The 16,385-nt window shown below is 68.1% G+C and carries 12 protein-coding genes and 1 pseudogene; 8 read left to right on the top strand and 5 right to left on the bottom strand.

The genetic code is table 11. The annotated features are described in order from the left end of the window. Window positions 1-56: 56 nt before the first annotated feature. From AD428_RS05220 to AD428_RS05210, 3 genes are all read right to left on the bottom strand, one after another. Entirely contained in the window at window positions 57-1,445 is a 1,389-nt protein-coding gene (locus AD428_RS05220; protein ID WP_053244441.1) for a tripartite tricarboxylate transporter permease, read from the bottom strand. After that, window positions 1,442-1,927, bottom strand: a complete 486-nt coding sequence (locus AD428_RS05215; RefSeq protein WP_053244440.1) for a hypothetical protein — start codon at window positions 1,925-1,927, stop codon at window positions 1,442-1,444. Before AD428_RS05215 ends, AD428_RS05220 begins: the two co-directional genes overlap by 4 nt. Window positions 1,928-2,010: 83 nt before the next feature. Continuing rightward, window positions 2,011-3,300: a hydroxymethylglutaryl-CoA reductase, degradative gene (locus tag AD428_RS05210; protein WP_053244450.1), complete on the bottom strand. Its 1,290-nt coding sequence runs from the start codon at window positions 3,298-3,300 to the stop codon at window positions 2,011-2,013. Between the two features lie 110 nt (window positions 3,301-3,410). Here AD428_RS05210 and AD428_RS05205 point away from each other — a divergent pair, with 110 nt between their 5' ends. Together AD428_RS05205 and AD428_RS24410 are read left to right on the top strand one after the other, a co-directional pair. Beyond that, entirely contained in the window at window positions 3,411-4,862 is a 1,452-nt protein-coding gene (locus AD428_RS05205) for a PLP-dependent aminotransferase family protein (RefSeq protein ID WP_053244439.1), read from the top strand. Window positions 4,863-4,895: 33 nt separating this feature from the next. Then, entirely contained in the window at window positions 4,896-5,213 is a 318-nt protein-coding gene (locus AD428_RS24410) for a histidine phosphatase family protein (RefSeq protein ID WP_082308270.1), read from the top strand. Between the two features lie 131 nt (window positions 5,214-5,344). Here the strand turns inward: AD428_RS24410 and AD428_RS05195 are convergent, their stop codons facing one another. Next, window positions 5,345-6,844, bottom strand: coding sequence for a catalase (locus AD428_RS05195; RefSeq protein ID WP_053244437.1), 1,500 nt, complete (start codon window positions 6,842-6,844; stop codon window positions 5,345-5,347). A 443-nt stretch (window positions 6,845-7,287) separates the two neighbouring features. Here AD428_RS05195 and AD428_RS26690 point away from each other — a divergent pair, with 443 nt between their 5' ends. After that, window positions 7,288-7,674, top strand: coding sequence for a hypothetical protein (locus tag AD428_RS26690; protein ID WP_053244436.1), 387 nt, complete (start codon window positions 7,288-7,290; stop codon window positions 7,672-7,674). A 34-nt stretch (window positions 7,675-7,708) separates the two neighbouring features. Beyond that, a complete protein-coding gene (locus tag AD428_RS05185) occupies window positions 7,709-10,966 on the top strand; it encodes an autotransporter outer membrane beta-barrel domain-containing protein (protein ID WP_235489143.1) in 3,258 nt (1,085 codons plus the stop codon). A gap of 251 nt (window positions 10,967-11,217) precedes the next feature. Here the strand turns inward: AD428_RS05185 and AD428_RS05180 are convergent, their stop codons facing one another. Next, window positions 11,218-12,129: a LysR family transcriptional regulator gene (locus AD428_RS05180; RefSeq protein WP_053244434.1), complete on the bottom strand. Its 912-nt coding sequence runs from the start codon at window positions 12,127-12,129 to the stop codon at window positions 11,218-11,220. Between the two features lie 213 nt (window positions 12,130-12,342). On the opposite strand from AD428_RS05180, the gene AD428_RS05175 reads away from it, so the two are divergent. From AD428_RS05175 to AD428_RS05165, 4 genes and pseudogenes are all read left to right on the top strand, one after another. Then, window positions 12,343-14,100, top strand: coding sequence for a hydantoinase B/oxoprolinase family protein (locus tag AD428_RS05175; protein WP_053244433.1), 1,758 nt, complete (start codon window positions 12,343-12,345; stop codon window positions 14,098-14,100). Then, window positions 14,097-15,221 (top strand): annotated as a pseudogene (locus tag AD428_RS24400) (hydantoinase/oxoprolinase family protein); the annotation flags it as partial. The gene AD428_RS05175 and the pseudogene AD428_RS24400, both read left to right, overlap by 4 nt. Next, complete coding sequence (locus AD428_RS27000) at window positions 15,157-16,212, top strand: hydantoinase/oxoprolinase family protein (protein WP_053244432.1); 1,056 nt, start codon at window positions 15,157-15,159, stop codon at window positions 16,210-16,212. The pseudogene AD428_RS24400 and the gene AD428_RS27000, both read left to right, overlap by 65 nt. After that, window positions 16,193-16,385, top strand: a 193-nt coding sequence (locus tag AD428_RS05165; RefSeq protein ID WP_200907998.1) for a hypothetical protein, incomplete at its 3' end; no start/stop codon positions are given. The genes AD428_RS27000 and AD428_RS05165, both read left to right, overlap by 20 nt.

The following is a 16,385-nucleotide window of genomic DNA, read 5'->3' as shown; positions in this document are numbered from 1 at the left end:
TGGTCAATAGCGCGGCGCGGGCGCTCCCTTGCGGGAACGGCGCCTGCCGCGCTGCATCATCCCATCAGCTTGACCAGCGCCGGCACCGACAGCACCGCCGTGTAATACCCCATGAACTGCACGCCGGTATTGAAGCCGAAGCGGCGCGAAAGCAGCCCGCCGAAAAGCCCCATGGTCAGGATCACCAGCAGGCCGAGCAGTTGCCCCTCCCAGACGCTGATGACGATGATGAGACCGACGAAGGTGGCGATGATGGCCTCGTGGCTGACCCGGCGCGAGACGAACAGCGCCGCGCGGCGGGCGAAGTTCATGGCGAACGGATACGACACCACCGCCGCCAGCAACACCGCCAGCATGCCGTAGCCCAGGAACTCCCAGTGGCTGAGCAGATTGTGCAGGTTGTGGACCTGGCCCGACGCGGCATCCACCGTGAAGCGCGGCGGCGCGTTGAAGAGCGGGGCGGCCGGCCCGGCGGCGACGGGGCTGAGCGGCAGGCCGAAGGCGATCAGCGGAATCAGGGCCTCGGCGATGTAGGTCGCCTCGGTGACGCCGTTGCGCGCGCTGAGCACCGTGGTCAGGCGGTGGTAGGCGTGGCGGATGCGCGCTCCCACCAGTTCGCCCAGCACCACGGTCATGGCGACGGGGCTGAACACGAACGTGGCGCTGGACACCGCGGCGGTGGCCAGCGTCCAGCGCGTTTGCGTGCCGTCCATGACTTTCAGCGGATTGGGAAAGTACCCCGACCAGCCCTTGACGTCCGGCGCCAGCGTGAATGTGCGCATCTGGTCGCGGCGCATGCGCTCGCGGCCCTGGGGCGATCCGACCGAAAACAGGTCGGCGATCAGCGGGCCGATGGCAATGCCCAGGAAGTAGCTGATGCTGAGCTTGACGCCGTATTTCGCCGTCAGGCTCTGCAGCGCGACGATCACCACCACGAAAGGCGCCAGCAGCGCCACGGCCGCCCAGCGGCCCGCCGAGAAATACGCGATCAGCACCGCGGCCGCCAGGAAGATCCAGGGCGCGGCCTGGGTGATGATGCGCCCGAACGGCGCCAGCAGCACCGCGAACAGCACCGACAGCGGCACGGCGACGAAGGCCGCCACGATGGCGCCGGACACCATCTTGCGCAGCGCGATATGCGGCACGCCCAGGCGCCGCAGCATGTTGGCGTCCTGCAGCAGGGGCGTGGCCATGGTGTCGCCGGGTATGCCGAGCAGCGCCGTGGGCACGGTGTGCGTCATGTGCTTGGCCACCGCGCCGGCCAGGAAGAACGTGAACACGCCGGCCGGCGGCACGCCCAGCAACACGACCAGCAGAGTGAGCGGCGCCAGCGTGGTGGTTTCGTCGGTGCCGCTCACCAGGCCGATGGCCGCGAACGCCACCGCGCCCGCCAGCCCCATCGCAAGCGCCACCAGGAAGGTGTCGAAGAAGGCGGGATCGCTCATGTCAGCGCCTCCTGTGCCGCGGCGGGCCGGGCCGCCGACGCCGCACGGGCCGGCGCGAGGCCGGCCTCCTGGTCGGCAAAGAGCGCATACAGGCCCAGTTCCTTCAGTTCGGCCACCGCGGCGGGCGGCAGATCCGATACGCGGCCCAGGCCGCCGGGCTGGGCCGACAGCTCGGCCAGCACTTCGGCGCGCCAGGCGGGATCGTCGGCCGAGCCTGCTTCTTCCCTGACCACCCGCTTGGGCGGAAAGCGCCTGGCGCAGATCACTCCCGCCGCCACGCAGCCCGCCAGGCCGGCCAGCATGGCATACGCGTGCCCCAGTTCGGGCGTGGCCGCCACGCCGCGCAGCCAGCGGCTGGCCAGGAAGAATGCCGCCACGCTGATGCCCACGCCGATCGCGATGGCCCATGCCAGCTGGCGCAGGTCCACCGTGTCATTCCAGACTTCGGCCAGGCGCCATTGCGCCTCGCTGTGCTGTTTCATGCCTGTCTCCTTGTCGTTGCGGATGCCTTCTGCGAGGCATCGCGTAGATGGACGCGCCGGCCGGCGCGCCGGTTCGTGCCGCGTCAGGCCGGCTGACGAAGCGCCTCCAGCAGCGCCAGCGCGCGGTCGGCGCGCACGTCGCGCTCCTGCGCCATGCGGCGCGCGACGATATCGATTTCCCGGCCGCTGGCGCCGGCCGCCAGCGCGATGTTGCGCGCATGCAGGGCCATGTGCCCGCGCTGGATGCCCTCGGTCGCCAGGGCGCGCAGCGCGCCCAGGTTCTGCGCGAGGCCCACCGCCACGGCCACTTCGCCCAGCTCCTGCGCCGACGCCACGCCCATGATCTTCAGCGCCACCCGGGCCAGCGGGTGGGTCTTGGTGGCGCCTCCGACCAGCCCGACCGGCATGGGCATTTCCAGCGTGCCCACCAGCGCGCCGCCCGCGTCCTTCTCCCAGTGCGTGAGGGAGGCGTAGCGGCCGTTCCGGCAGGCGTAGGCGTGCGCCCCGGCCTCGATGGCGCGCCAGTCGTTGCCGGTCGCCACGATGACGGGATCGATGCCATTCATGATGCCCTTGTTGTGCGTGGCGGCGCGGTAGGGATCCACCGCGGCGAACACATAGGCATCCAGCACGCCTTCGATGATCTCCGCGCCGCTGCGTTCGGGCGTGTCCAGCGCCTGGGGCGTCAGGCGCACGCGCGCGCGCGCCAGCCGCAGGTCGGCGAGATTGGACAGGATGCGCAGCCGCACCCGCCCGCCGGTGATTTCCTCCACCAGCGGCGCCACGGCTTCGGCCATGGTGTTCACCGTATTGGCGCCCATGGCGTCGCGCACGTCCACGATCAGGTGCATGATCAGCATGGGGCCGCGCGGCGTGTCGGGAAACACCTGCGCCTCGATGTCGCGGCAGCCGCCGCCGAGCTGGACGAGCACCCGGTCGCGCTCATTGGCCAGGGCCAGTATGCGCTCGCGTTCGCGCAGCAGCGCCAGCCGGGCCCCTTGCGGATCGCCCAGCCCCAGCACCTGCACCTGGGCGCGCATCAGCGGCCGCGTGCTGGAAGTCTCGAAGCCGCCGCAGTCGCGCGCCAGCTTGGCCATGTAGGAGGCCGCCGCCACCACCGAAGGCTCTTCCACCGCCATCGGCACCAGCACGTCGCGGCCGTTGATGCGGAAGTTGCCCGCCACGCCCAGCGGCAACTCGAACGTGCCGATGACGTTCTCGATCATGCCGTCGGCGCGCGCCAATTCCAGCGCGCCCGGGCGGGACAGCAGGCTCCGCTCGGCGGCGTCCAGCCCGGCTTTCTCGGCAATGGCGGACAGCCGGTCGGCGGGGGAGAGCGAACGAAAATTGGGGAGGCGGGAATCAGCCACGATGCAATGTCTCCATATCGATGTCGTGAGGCTGATTCTAGGTAGACTGTACCAATCCCGAGAGGTACAGTTTCGGCAAACAGTACCGCTGCACTGCACCAATCCAGGCCGCCATGACCGACCCCGCCGTGCTTTCCGACGACCCGTCCGCCGCGCCGTTGCGGCCCCGCCGGCACGCGCCCATCGCCGACGGGCTGGCGCGCCTCATCGGGCAGCAGATCGCCGAGGGCGTGTACCGCCCCGGCGACAAGCTGCCGTCACTGCGCGAGATGGCGCAGCTGCACGGCTACGCGAAGAACACCGTGGTGGTGGCTTTCGAGATCCTGGTGGCGCAGGGGCTGGTGGCGCCGCGCCGCGGGGCCGGCTTCTACGTCACGCCGCAGGCCCGCGCGCCCCGGCGGCCCGATGAAGAGCCGGGCCAGTTGAGCCGGGCCATGGACATCGTCTGGCTGATGCGCGAGCAGCTCAAGACCCAGCCCGACGCCGTGGCCGCCGGCGACGGCTTTCCGCCGGTGGAGTGGCTGGCCGACATGCGCATGGACCGTTACCAGCAGCGCGTCACCCGCACCGGGCTGGGCGCCTTGTTCCGCTACGGCAGCCGTTTCGGCTACCGGCCCTTGCGTGAAAGCCTGGTGCGCAAGCTGGGCGACGTGGGGATCAGCGCCGCGCCCTCGCAGCTGGTGCTCACGCATGGCGCGAACGAGGCCATGGACCTGGTGATCCGCTATTTCCTGCAGCCCGGCGCGGTAGCCCTGGTCGACGATCCCGGCTACTACCCGCTGTTCGGCAAACTCAAGCTGGCGGGGGTGCGCATGGTCGGCGTGCCGCGCCTGCCCGACGGCCCCGACCTCGCCGCGCTGGAGAGCAGCCTGCAGCGCGACAAGCCCCGCCTGTTCTTCACCCAGTCGCTGGCCCACAATCCCACGGGGTCCGACCTGTCGCCCGCCAAGGCGTACAAGCTCCTGCAGCTGGCCGAGCGCCACAACCTGCTCATCGTCGAAAATGATCCGCTCGCCGATTTCAAGCCGACCTCTGCCGTGCGCCTCGCCGCGCTCGACCAACTGGAGCGCACGCTCTACCTGGGCAGCTTTTCCAAATCGTTTTCCGCCGCGCTGCGCGTGGGCTTCATCGCCTGCGGCTCGGCCCTCGCCAGCGACCTGGCCGACCTCAAGGCGCTGGTGCACGTCAGCAGCTCCGAATACAGCGAGCGGATGGTGGACGTAATGCTGCGCGAAGGACACTACGCCCGCCACCTGGCGCGCCTGCGGCACCGCCTCGAAACCGCCACGGCGCAGGCGCTCGACGTGCTCGACCGGCTGGGCGCGCGCATCTTCACCCGGCCGGCCAGCTCGCTGTACCTGTGGTGCGCGTTTCCCGGCATCGACGACTCGCTGCGGCTGGCCGCCGGCCTCATGCCCGCCAGGGTCATCATGGCGCCGGGGCGCGTGTTCAGCGTGGATACGGGCGCGGTGTCGCCCTGGACGCGCTGCAACGTGGGCGCGGTGATCGAGCCGAAGTTCGAAAGCAGGGTGGGAGACTTCCTGGGCCGGCGCGGCGACGGCTGACGCAACGCCAGGCACAGCACCAGCAACACGCCGATCTGGGCCAGGTGGAAATTCAGGTCGCCGGACTGCAGCGCCGCAGCCTGCCGGCCAACCACCATATCGCCCGCACCGCGGGGCCGAACAGCGCCGCGGCAAACATCGCAACGGCATCCGGACGACATGGTGGCGCTGGCGGGGCACGACAGCATCAACCGCGTGATACTGCTGCAGGCGCTGGGGCTGCCGCTCTCCCGGTATTGGAGCCTGCGGCAGCACGCTTGCTGCGTAAACCGGTTCGACCCTGACGGCGTGATGTTCGCGCTGCATTCGATCAACGAGACGCAGCGTCTGGCGCGCGTGCCGGAAGGCTGACAGCGCGGCCCGCGCGAACCGTGGGCGGACCGCGCAGCCAGCAGGGCGCTTCCGATGCCCGGCATGGGCAGGCAGCGGCGCAGGCACGACGCCGAAACGGCCAGGCCGCCCGCGCCGTTCCCTCCGCCGGATCAGCCCTGGCCTTCGCCCTCGGCCGGCTTGGCCGCCTTGCCTTTGCGCACTTTCTCTTCGATGCGCGCGCCGACGTCCGGGTCGATGTTGCGCCAGTACTCGAAGGCGCGGCTCAGAACGGGCTCGCGCACGCCGCCGAGCAGGCTTGCGGCCACCGTTTCCACCAGGGCGGCCCGGTCGGCGTCGGAAAACACCTCGCGGACCAGGATGCCGGGTTGGGTGTAGTCGTCGTCCTCGGGATGCAGGGAGTAGGCGCTGCGGACCATGTCGCCGTCGGCTTGCCAGCCGTTGTCCACCCGCCCGGTTTCGTCGGACCAGGGGCGGTTTCCGCTGTTGGGCGCATATACCGGCGCGGCGCCCGTGTGGTGGTAGGTCATCGGTCCGTCCATCATGTAGGTGTTGACCGGCACCTTGGGCTGGTTGACGGGCAACTGGTGGAAGTTCGCGCCGATGCGGTTGCGCTGGGCATCGTTGTAGGCAAACGCACGGCCCAGCAGCATTTTGTCGGGCGACAGCCCGATGCCCGGCACGGTATTGCCCGGCGAAAACGCCGCCTGCTCGATCTGGGCGAAGAAGTTGTCGGGATTGCGGTTGAGCGTCATTTTCCCGACCTTGATGAGCGGGTAGTCCTTGTGCGACCACGTCTTGGTGAGGTCGAACGGATTGACGCGGTAGTTCCGGGCGTCGTCATAAGGCATGACCTGCACCGAAAGCTCCCAGGACGGACAGTCCCCGCGTTCGATGGCTTCGAACAGGTCCCGGCGGTGGAAATCCGCGTCGGAGCCGGCCATGGCCGCCGCTTCGGCATTGCTGAAGAAGGCCATGCCCTGCAGCGTATGGAAGTGGTACTTCACCCAGAACCGTTCGCCCTGGGCGTTGACCCACATGTAGGTGTGCGAGCCGTAGCCGTTCATGTGCCGCCAGGTGCGGGGCAGGCCGCGCGGCCCCATGAGATAGGTGACCTGGTGGGCGCTTTCCGGGTTGTTGGTCCAGAAATCCCATTGCATGTGATTGTCCCGCAGCCCGCGGTCGGGCAGGCGTTTCTGGCTGCGAATGAAATGCGGAAACTTCATCGGATCGCGCACGAAGAAGATCGGCGTGTTGTTTCCGACGAGATCGTAGTTGCCTTCGCTGGTGTAGAACTTCAGCGAAAAGCCCCGCACGTCGCGCCACGTGTCGGGACTGCCCTGTTCGCCCGCCACCGTGGAAAAGCGCGCGAGCATTTCCGTCTTGGCGCCGGGCTGGAACAGGGCGGCCTTGGTGAACCTGGACACGTCCTCGGTCGTCTCGAACACGCCGAAGGCCCCGGATCCTTTCGCGTGAGGCTGGCGCTCGATGACCTTTTCCCTGTTGAAATGGGCCATTTGCTCGAGAAAATGCACGTCGTGCAGCACGATGGGGCCGTCCGGCCCTATGGTCAGCGAATTCCGATCGCTTACCGCGGGCGAACCGGCGGAGGTCGTCGATGGGGCCGAAGTGTCAAACAGTTTGTCAGTCATGATGAGCAGCCTTCCTTGTATGTGCGTTGGCGCGACGGGTTCCGCCAGGGAACTCCCGGAAGGGGCGGGCAGGAGACCCAAGGGCGCGGGAAAGACCTACCGTATCGGGCTCCGCCAGGGCAATGGCCCGGGGAGCGCTTTAGACTGCCATAGCGGCAGAACGCCGTAAAGGCAGCAGCCGCAAGCGGCGTGCGCGCAACGGGCCGGCTCCCAATTGGTAACAAATATTGCGGGATTTTTTGCGACCCGCGCAAATCTCCGCAGCCGCCGCAAACGCATGGCAAGGCGTCCCGCCCGGCCGCGCAGCGGGACGCCTTTCGTGTCAGACACATTTAGTTACTTGATGTGCGGATTGTTCGCTGTCCGGCAAGACCTACACCTGTACGGGCACCTGGAACACCAGGCTGGGCAACGGCGCGGCCGACAACGACTACACGGTCAACATGGCGTCGGGGCACGGCAAGACGGACCAGACCGCCATCAGCCTGGGAGACCGCGCCACGATCACCATAGGCACGCAATTCAGCCCTGGAGAATTGCCAGCCACGCCCGGCGCCATCGTGGAAGGCAACGTCGTCAGGGTGCCGTTTCCCACGGGGCCGAACGTCATCGAATTCAATTCGTTCGGCAGGCTCACCATCGGGCGCGACGCCATGATTTTTTCCGGCGGGCAAACGTACAACGGCGAAGCCATCAACGCGCATGGCTACGGCAACATCATCGACAATTACGGAATCGTGCGGTCGGCGCCCGAATCCCGAATCGGCGGCGATCTGGTTCGAAGACAACGCCACGCCGCCTACGCCGGCGGATCGCAACCAGCTCAATAACTATGGCCTGATCGAGCGCGTCGGCGGCGGAGACGTGCTCGGCACCCAGGCTCCGGGCACAGCGCCAGGGATCGTGTTCGCCAACCACAGCGGCGCGGTAGTCAACGGCAATCTCAATTTCCAGAGCGGCGACGACGACCTGATCTTCTATCCTCATTCCGTGGTGACAGGAAGCATCGACGGCGGCGCGGGAACCAATTCCATGGAGCTGAATGGCGAAGCGGGCTCGCTCGATTCGCTGGCGGGAGACGTGAGGAATTTCCAGACCCTCACCAAAACCGGAGATGGGCGGTGGAATCTCACCGGCTCGCTGTCCACCAGCGATTTCACGACCGTGATGGTGAAGCAGGGCGTGCTGGGCCTGACCGGCAACAACGCGAACTACACGGGCAGGGTCATCGTCGACGCCGGGGGCACCCTGGAAGCCAGGGCCCAGAGCCTGCCCACGAACGTCGGCAATCTGGACAATGTGCAGAACAGCGGCCTGGTGAGATTCACCACCGCGGATGCCAACGATTCGGGCACCTATGTCGGCCAGATCACCGGCGCCGGCGCGGTCGAGAAGATCGGCGCGGGAACCTCCGTGCTGGATCCGCAGGTCGCGGCGGGAAACACCTGGAGCGGCGGCCTCACCATCCGCCAGGGCACGCTGGCCATCACCCGCGACGAGGCGCTGGGCGCGGCGGCGGGCAGCGTGGCCTTCGACAACAGCGGCTACGGCGGCATTCCGAGCCTGCGTTTCGACGGCGAGGTGCAGCTTTCGCCCGCGCGGCCGATCGTCATCAACGGCACGGCGGGCGGCATCGACACCAACGGCCATGATGCGGAAATCGGCCAGGGCATGACCGGCGCCGGCGCTTTGGTGAAACAGGGAGCCGGATCGCTCACCCTCGCGGGCGACAACCAGTACCAGGGCGGCACGGTGGTTTCGGCCGGCACGCTGGTGCTCGGCAACGGCGGGGCGGCCGGATCCATTCTCGGCGATGTCCTCGTGCAGGGGCCGGGAACCCTGGCGTTCGACCGCAGCGACGTCCGGATATTCCCGGGACTGATACAGGGCGAGGGCGGCGTGCGCCAGCAAGGCAGCGGCGCCACCGTCCTGACGGCGGACAATCTCTATACCGGGCTGACCTCGGTGAGCCAGGGCACGCTGCAGATCGGCGCGGGCGGCCCGGCGGGCTCCATCGCCGGACCCGCCATGATCGACGCGGGCGCCACGCTGGCCTTCAACCGTTCGAGCGACACCCAGTGGGGCGGCAACGTCTCCGGCAGCGGCAACCTGGTGCAGATGGGCCCCGGCCGGCTCGACAAGATCGGCAACTCGCCGGGCTTCGACGGCAACCTGTACGTACAGGGCGGGGTCATGGGACTGGCCGGCCGCGCGACCGCGCTGTCCACCGCCAATACGTATGTGGGCGCGGGCGTGGGCAATACAGCGGGCAGCGGCGTGCTGGAAGTGGGCGGCGGCGCCCGGTTGTCCGCCGCCGGCGACTTCTCGGTGGCCCCGGCGGCGGGTTCCCGGGGCCGGGTTGTCGTCGGCGCGTCGCCGGGCAATGCGCTTGCCGCGCCCGGCGCTATCGCCGCTCCCCGGCTCGTCTTCGGCCCGGGCGACGGCGGCCTGATCTTCAACCACACGTCCAGCGCCTATGCGTTCGACGGCGCCGGCGGCGTCCAGCAGATCGTCGGTCCGGGCCGCATCGACGTGTACGCGGGGCGCACCATCCTGGCCGGCGACCACTCGGGGTTTTCGGGCGTCACGGCGGTGCAGGGCGGCGCGCTGCAAGTCAATGGCCGGCTCGGCGGTTCGATCGGCACCACGGGCGGCGGCCGCCTGGAGGGCAACGGATTCGTCGGCCCGGCTTCCAATGCCGGCATCGTCGCGCCCGGCGCTTCGATCGGCAAACTGACGGTGACGGGCGACTATGTGGGCGCGGGCGGCCTGCTGGAAACCGAAGCCGTCCTGGGAGACGACAGCTCGCCGGCGGATCTGCTGGTGATCACGGGCAACAGCACCGGCGCCACGCGCGTGGCGGTCCGGAACCTGGACGGCCGGGGCGGACTGACGACGCAGGGCATCAAGATCGTGCAGGTCGACGGCAGCTCGCCGGGCGTGTTCTCCCTGGCGCCGGACTTCCGCACGCGCAGCGGGCAGCCGGCCGTGGTGGCGGGCGAGTACCTGTACGGCCTCTACCAGGGCAGCCCCGCCGATCCCGCGGACGGTGACTGGTACCTGCGCACGCTGCGCGACGAGCCCGACCAGGAGGTCGCCTACCAGCCAGGCGCCGCCGTGTACGAAGCCTATCCGCAGGCCCTGATGGCGCTGAACCGGCTGCCGACGCTGCAGCAGCGCGTAGGCAACCGGGTCTGGGAAGACCGACGGGCCGGCGCGCGAGGCAACGGCGCCCCGCTGGCGCCCCAATGGATCGAAGGGCAGGGCATGTGGGCCCGCGTGGAAGGCTCGACGGCCTCCATCAAGCCGGCCAGCTCGACCTTCGGGCTCAGGGACTACGACATGGACATCTGGCGCATGCAGTTTGGTTTCGACACGCGGCTGCGCGAATACGAAGACGGCGCCAAAGTGCTGGGCGGCCTCAACGCCCAGATCGGGCAGGGCAGGACCTGGGTGCATTCCGACGATGGCAACGGCTACATCGACGCCACCGGCTACGGCCTGGGCGGCACCCTGACCTGGTATCGCCCCGACGGCGTGTACGTGGACGGCCAGGCCCAGGTCATGTGGTTCGACAGCGACCTGGATTCGGGCTCGCTCGGCGTCCACGAGGCCAAGGGCAACAATGGCTACGGCTTCGCCTTCAGCGTGGAAACCGGCAAGAAAATGGCGCTTTCGGAAACCTGGACCACCACCCCGCAATTCCAGCTATCCTATTCGCGCAATCGTTTCAGCTCTTTCGAAGACGCCTATGGCGCGAAGGTCCGCAACGAAAAGGCCCAGAGCCTGCTCGCCCGCCTGGGCATCTCCTTCGACCGGGAGGTCGATCTCTCCGGACCGTCGGCCGGCGCATCCGCCGCGCACGCGGACCGGCGCTGGCGCTTTTACGGCATCGCCAATCTCACGTATGAATTCCTCGGCGACAGCAGCGTGAGCGTTGGCCATACCCGTTTCGACACGCGGCAGGACAGGCTCTGGGGAGAGCTGGGATTCGGCAGTTCGTACAACTGGCGGGGCGACAAATACTCGGTCTACGGAGAACTCGGCGCGCGCACCGCCCTGGCGAACTTTGGCGACTCCTACGGCATATCCGGCACCATCGGCTTTCGCGCGCGGTTTTGATTCAAGGGCGCAGCGGTGCGGATACGGTTTTCAGCGCGGGAATCGCACCTCTCGACGTGCTGCACGGCCTGAACCTGGGAAAGCCTCGGCGTGCGCAATCCCTCCGATCCGCACCGCCAACACCCTGCGCGGCGACAAGCCAGTGACGCCGGGCCGCCGTCGCGAGGGGGCTTCGCTGACGTCGCGCGCGAGCGGCATGCCGTCCCTGGATTGATCGCTTGCGCCTGCGTTCGACGAGAGCGCACGCAGGGCTATCCCAGCGGCAGCAATCCCGGTTTGCTGATGAGGATGCCCTTGACCAGGTCCACCACCGGCAGCAGCGTGTCCGCGTCGGTTTCGGTCCGGTAGGCAGCGCACAGCTTCAGCATGGGTAGTTCGGGCATGACCGCCAGCGGCGTCGACAGACGGGATTCCTCGTTCGACAGCGTGAAGCACTCGGGCAGGATGCTCCATGCATGGCCGGCATTGATCAGCCGCAGGATGATGGCCAGGCTATTGCAAATACTCACGGGCGGCAAAGGATGTTGCGCCGCTTCGAACCACCGGACCATCAGGCTGTGCAGCGGCGAATTGACGGGCAGCGTCATCAGCCGTCGGCCTTCGAGGTCGGCGGCGCCAAGCGGCCGGGAAGGCCGTCCGCCGGCGTTGCGGCCGAACCACGCCATGCGGCAATAGGCCAGGGGATGCACGCGTATCCGCGGGTCCAGCGGGGTCTCGACCATGAAGGCGATGTCCAGTTGGTCGGTGTTGAGCAGTTCCGCCAGGGTAGTGCTGCGCGTGATCGTCAGTTCGACTCGCAGATCGGGGTAGATCGTATCCATCTTCGACAGCAGGTCGGGCAGGCAGCCGATGGCGAAGGTGTCGGACGCGCCCATCCTCAGCACGCCGCGCAGCGGGTCGCGGCTGCGGACGCGGCGATCCATTTCGCCCAGGGTTCTGGTTAGCTGTTCCACATACTGGTAGAAGACTGCGCCTTCGGCCGTGAGTTCGCCGCGTCCGCCGGAGCGCCGCAGCAGCGAATAGCCGACGATGGATTCCAGTTCGCGGATGCGCAGCGAGATGGTCGGCTGCGTCACTTTCAGATGGTCGGCCGCGGCCTGGAAGCCCCGGAAAACCACTACGCAGCGCAATGCCTCGAGCTGAGCCAGGGTATAGCGTCGCATTGCCGTCTCCTGTGTGCCGGCGCACCCGCGCCGGGCTGCCGGCAGCCCCGGCGCGGGCTCCGTTCGGGTCGATATAAGCAATTTTTATTTTTTTGACCCAAATCATTAATTGGATGCCTGAATTCTAACTCGCTAGCATGGGTTCCTGAAGAAAAGAAAGCGCGCCGGAACGCGCGTCGGTCCGGCATCGAGCGAAGCCGATAAGGAGACAGCATGCCAAGCGCAACAGCGATCAGTCCGGTTCGGCTCGAACTGGTCAAGAACGCGATCGGTTCGGTCGTCGACGAAATGGTCCTGACCGTGGTCCGCATCGCTTATTCGTCGATCATGAAAGACACCATGGACATGTCCAGCGCATTCTGCGACCGCCACGGCAGGCTGATTGCGCAGGGCCTGAGCCTGCCCCTGCACCTGGGCTCGATCCCGGACGCCATGGACGCGGTGAGCCAGGAATTCGGCGATACGCTCGAGCCGGGCGACATTGTCATCACCAATGACCCGTACCAGGGCGGCATGCACCTGCCCGATATTTTCATGTTCAAGCCGATGTTCGCGGGAGAGCGCCTGCTGGGCTATGGCGTGCTGGTGGCGCATCACAACGACATGGGTGGCCGGGTGCCCGGCTCGAGCGCGGCCGATTCCACCGAGATCTTCCAGGAGGGCCTGCAGATTCCGCTGCTCAAGCTGTATGCGCGAGGCGTGCCGGACCAGACCCTGCTCAAGATGATCGCCCGCAATGTTCGCGTGCCCGACACGGTGCTGGGAGATCTGAACGCCCAACTGGCTGCCTGCAACATCGCCGAGCGGGGCATGCTGGAGCTGGCGGCGCGCTATGGCGTGGCGGAACTGGAGCGGTGCTTCGACGCCTTGCTCGATTATTCCGAGCGCGAGGCGCGCCGCACCATCGCCGCGATCCCGGACGGCTCGTACGCCTATACCGACCATATCGACGACGACGGCATCGATCCTTCGCGGCCGGTGCGCATCCACGTCACCCTGCGCGTCAAGGGCGATGAACTGACGGCCGATCTCGCCGGCAGCTCGCCGCAGGTACGCGGCGCGATCAACTCCACGCTGTCATTCGCGAAGTCGGCCGTCTATTTCGCCATGCGTTCGATCATGGATTCCGATGCGCCGAACAACGCCGGCTTCATCAAGCCCATCCACGTCGTCGCGCCGCCGGACTGCATTTTCAATCCTCGGCGGCCCGGCGCGGTAGCTGCGCGCGGGGTCAGCGGATTCCGGCTCATCGACGCGATTTTCGGGGCGCTGGCCCAGGCGGTGCCGCACAAGCCGCGCGCGGCAGGCGAGGGCGGCACCACCAGCTACAGCATCGGCGGCGTCGGTGCCGACGGACGGTACGCCCTGTTCCGGGAGGCCCTGATGGGCGCCTGGGGCGGCGGCTACCGGCGCGAAGGCGTGGACGGCGTGGCCAATCCCGCGGCCAACATCAGCAACGCGCCGATCGAGGTGGTGGAAAACACGGCTCCGGTGCGGATCGAACGCTATGAACTGGTTCCGGACAGCGGCGGCGCCGGCACCTGGCGGGGAGGCCTGGCCATCGAACGCCAGTTGCGCTTCCTGGGGCAGGAGGCCACTTTCCAGCTGCGTTCGGACCGGCGCCGGCATCCGCCTTTCGGCTTGCACGGCGGCCTCGCCGGCGCTCCTTCGAACAACCTGATCGAGTCCACGGAAGGGTGGAAACAACTGCCCACGAAATTCACGATCGGCCTGGCGAGCGGGCAACGCTTTCGCCATGCCACCGCCGCCGGCGGCGGCTACGGCGACCCGTTGGAACGGGATCCCGAGGCGGTCTTGCGTGACGCGCGCAACGGCAAGGTGTCGATCGAAGCCGCGCGGCGCGAATACGGCGTCGTGGTGCGGGAAGCGCCCTGGCGCATCGACCAGGCGGCCACCGCGGCGCTGCGCCGCGCAGCCCAGCGGGAAAGCAGTCCGAAGGAGAGGAGATGAGCACGGAAACGCAATCGTTGCGGATCGGCGCGGACATCGGGGGCACCTTCACGGACCTGGTCTTCGTCTGCCCCGACGGGGCCATCCACAAGCGCAAGGTGCCCACCACGCCGGCGGATTATTCGCAGGCCATCACGCAGGGAGTGGCCGACTTCTGCGCCGGGCATGGCCTCTTTGCGGAGCACATCGGAGAGATCGTGCACGCGACCACGGTAGCCACCAACGCCATCCTCGAACGCCGGGGTGCGCGCACGGCCTTGCTCACCACCGAAGGCTTTCGCGACGTGCTGGAGCTGCGCCGCATCCGCATTCCCATGTCGTACGACCTGGACTGGCGGAAACCCGCTCCCCTGGTGGAGCGGCAATGGCGCCTGGGCATCCGCGAACGGCTCGATCAGCACGGGAATGTGCTGACCCCGCTGGACGGCGACGGCCTGCGGGCCGCCGTCGAAACACTGCGCGAAGGCGGAATCGAGGCTGCCGCAGTCTGCTTCCTCCATGCATACCGCAACGGCGCCCATGAAAAAGCGGTGGGCGACTATCTGGCCGAGCAGATGCCGGAGCTGTATGTCTCGCTGTCGCACGAGGTGCTGCCCGAGATGCTGGAGTTCGAGCGCACCAGCACGACGGTGGTCAATGCCTACGTGGCGCCGCTGATCGCCCGCTACCTGAAGATCCTGCGCAGCCGCTTCGATGCGCTGGGAAGCAGGGCGCCCATCCTGGTGATGCAATCCAACGGCGGCCTGATCAGCGCCGCGGCGGCGGCGTCCAGGCCGGTGACCATCATCGAGTCCGGCCCGGCGGCAGGCGTGGTCGCCGCCGCCCGGCTATCCCGCGACTGCGGTTACGCCGATGTCATCACGCTGGACATGGGAGGCACCACGACCAAGGCGTCCATCATCGAACGGGGCGCAATCCTGCGCGCGACGGAATACGAGGTGGGCTCGGCGGTGTCGGTCAGCAGCCGGCTGATGCGCGGCAACGGTTATGTGCTGCGGATTCCGGTGATCGACATTTCGGAAGTCGGCGCGGGCGGAGGCAGCATTGCGGCCATCGATGCGGGCGGGTCGCTGCGGGTGGGGCCGCGCAGCGCGGGCGCGGTGCCCGGCCCGGCCTGCCTATGGCCAGGGCAACGAGCATCCCACCGTCACCGACGCCAACCTGGTGCTGGGCTACCTGAACGACGACTCGCTGGCGGGCGGATCGCTCGCCGTCCATCGCGCGCTGGCCGAAAAGGCCGTGGCCTCGCACATCGCCGACAGGAGCGGCCTGTCCTTGCTAGAGGCCGCCCACGGCATACACCTGATCGCCAATTCGAACATGGTCCGCGCCATCAAATCGGTCTCCGTGGAGCGCGGGCGCGATCCCGCCGATTTCGCGCTGATGGTCTTCGGCGGGGCGGGCCCGGTCCATGCGGCGGGCGTGGCGCGGGAACTGGGCATCGCGCGCGTCATCGTGCCGCCGTCGCCCGGCGTATTCAGCGCGTTCGGCCTGTTGCGCGCCGACGTTGAACAGCATGCGGCCCGCACGGTGCTGGTTTCCACCGCCGACGCCGACCTGGACCCCATCAACGCCATCATTGGCGGCATGCGTGACGAGTTGACGCGCATGCTGGCCGGCGAGGGGTACGCGGCGGCGGCCATCGGCATGCAAGCGTACGCCGATCTGCGCTACCTCGGACAGTCGTCCGAAATCACGGTCCCGCTGGGCGCGCCAGCCCTGACTCCCGGCGGTCTGCGGGACCTGGAGCGGCGTTTCGAGGAGGAATTCGAGAAAACCTATGGCCACCGGTCACCGCACAAGCAATTCGAACTGGTGACGGTCCGGCTGGCGGCCTCGGTATCGCGGCATGCGGAGCATTCCGGCAGGTGGGCGGACGATCCGGGAGGCAATGCCGGGCCGCGCGAGCGCATGGTCTATTTCGGCGTCCGGCATGGGCTGTGCGCTACCCGTGTGTTGCGGCGCGCCGACCTGGCCGCCGAGCCCCGGCCCGGCCCCCTGATCGTGCAGGAGTATGACACCAGCGTAGTGGTGCCGCCCCATTGCAGCGCCCGCCTGGACGCGCACGGCAACATCGTCATCGAGGTTGGCCATGACCCGCGCGACGAGTGAACCGGGCTCGGGCCTGTCGGCGCTGGCCGGCTTCGCGGCGGAAACCGGCCTGCGCACACTGCCCGAAGATGTCATCCGCCAGGCCCAGGCCTGCCTGCTGTACGGCCTGTCCGTGGGCATCGCGTCGGCGCACGCGCCAGCGCCGTTGGCTGCGGCCTCGGCGACGGACTGGG

Source organism: Achromobacter sp. DMS1, from assembly GCF_001270295.1.
Note: the sequence above shows the minus strand (reverse complement) of the source record. Positions and strands in the feature narration are given on the sequence as shown.

Excerpts from the sequence above, each read along its gene's own strand:
- AD428_RS05180 (WP_053244434.1), bottom strand. The coding sequence starts at position 12,129 with ATGCGACGCTATACCCTGGCTCAGCTCGAGGCATTGCGCTGCGTAGTG.
- AD428_RS05175 (WP_053244433.1), top strand. The coding sequence starts at position 12,343 with ATGCCAAGCGCAACAGCGATCAGTCCGGTTCGGCTCGAACTGGTCAAG.
- AD428_RS05205 (WP_053244439.1), top strand. The coding sequence starts at position 3,411 with ATGACCGACCCCGCCGTGCTTTCCGACGACCCGTCCGCCGCGCCGTTG.
- AD428_RS05215 (WP_053244440.1), bottom strand. The coding sequence starts at position 1,927 with ATGAAACAGCACAGCGAGGCGCAATGGCGCCTGGCCGAAGTCTGGAAT.
- AD428_RS27000 (WP_053244432.1), top strand. The coding sequence starts at position 15,157 with ATGCGGGCGGGTCGCTGCGGGTGGGGCCGCGCAGCGCGGGCGCGGTGC.
- AD428_RS26690 (WP_053244436.1), top strand. The coding sequence starts at position 7,288 with ATGGCGTCGGGGCACGGCAAGACGGACCAGACCGCCATCAGCCTGGGA.
- AD428_RS05220 (WP_053244441.1), bottom strand. The coding sequence starts at position 1,445 with ATGAGCGATCCCGCCTTCTTCGACACCTTCCTGGTGGCGCTTGCGATG.
- AD428_RS05195 (WP_053244437.1), bottom strand. The coding sequence starts at position 6,844 with ATGACTGACAAACTGTTTGACACTTCGGCCCCATCGACGACCTCCGCC.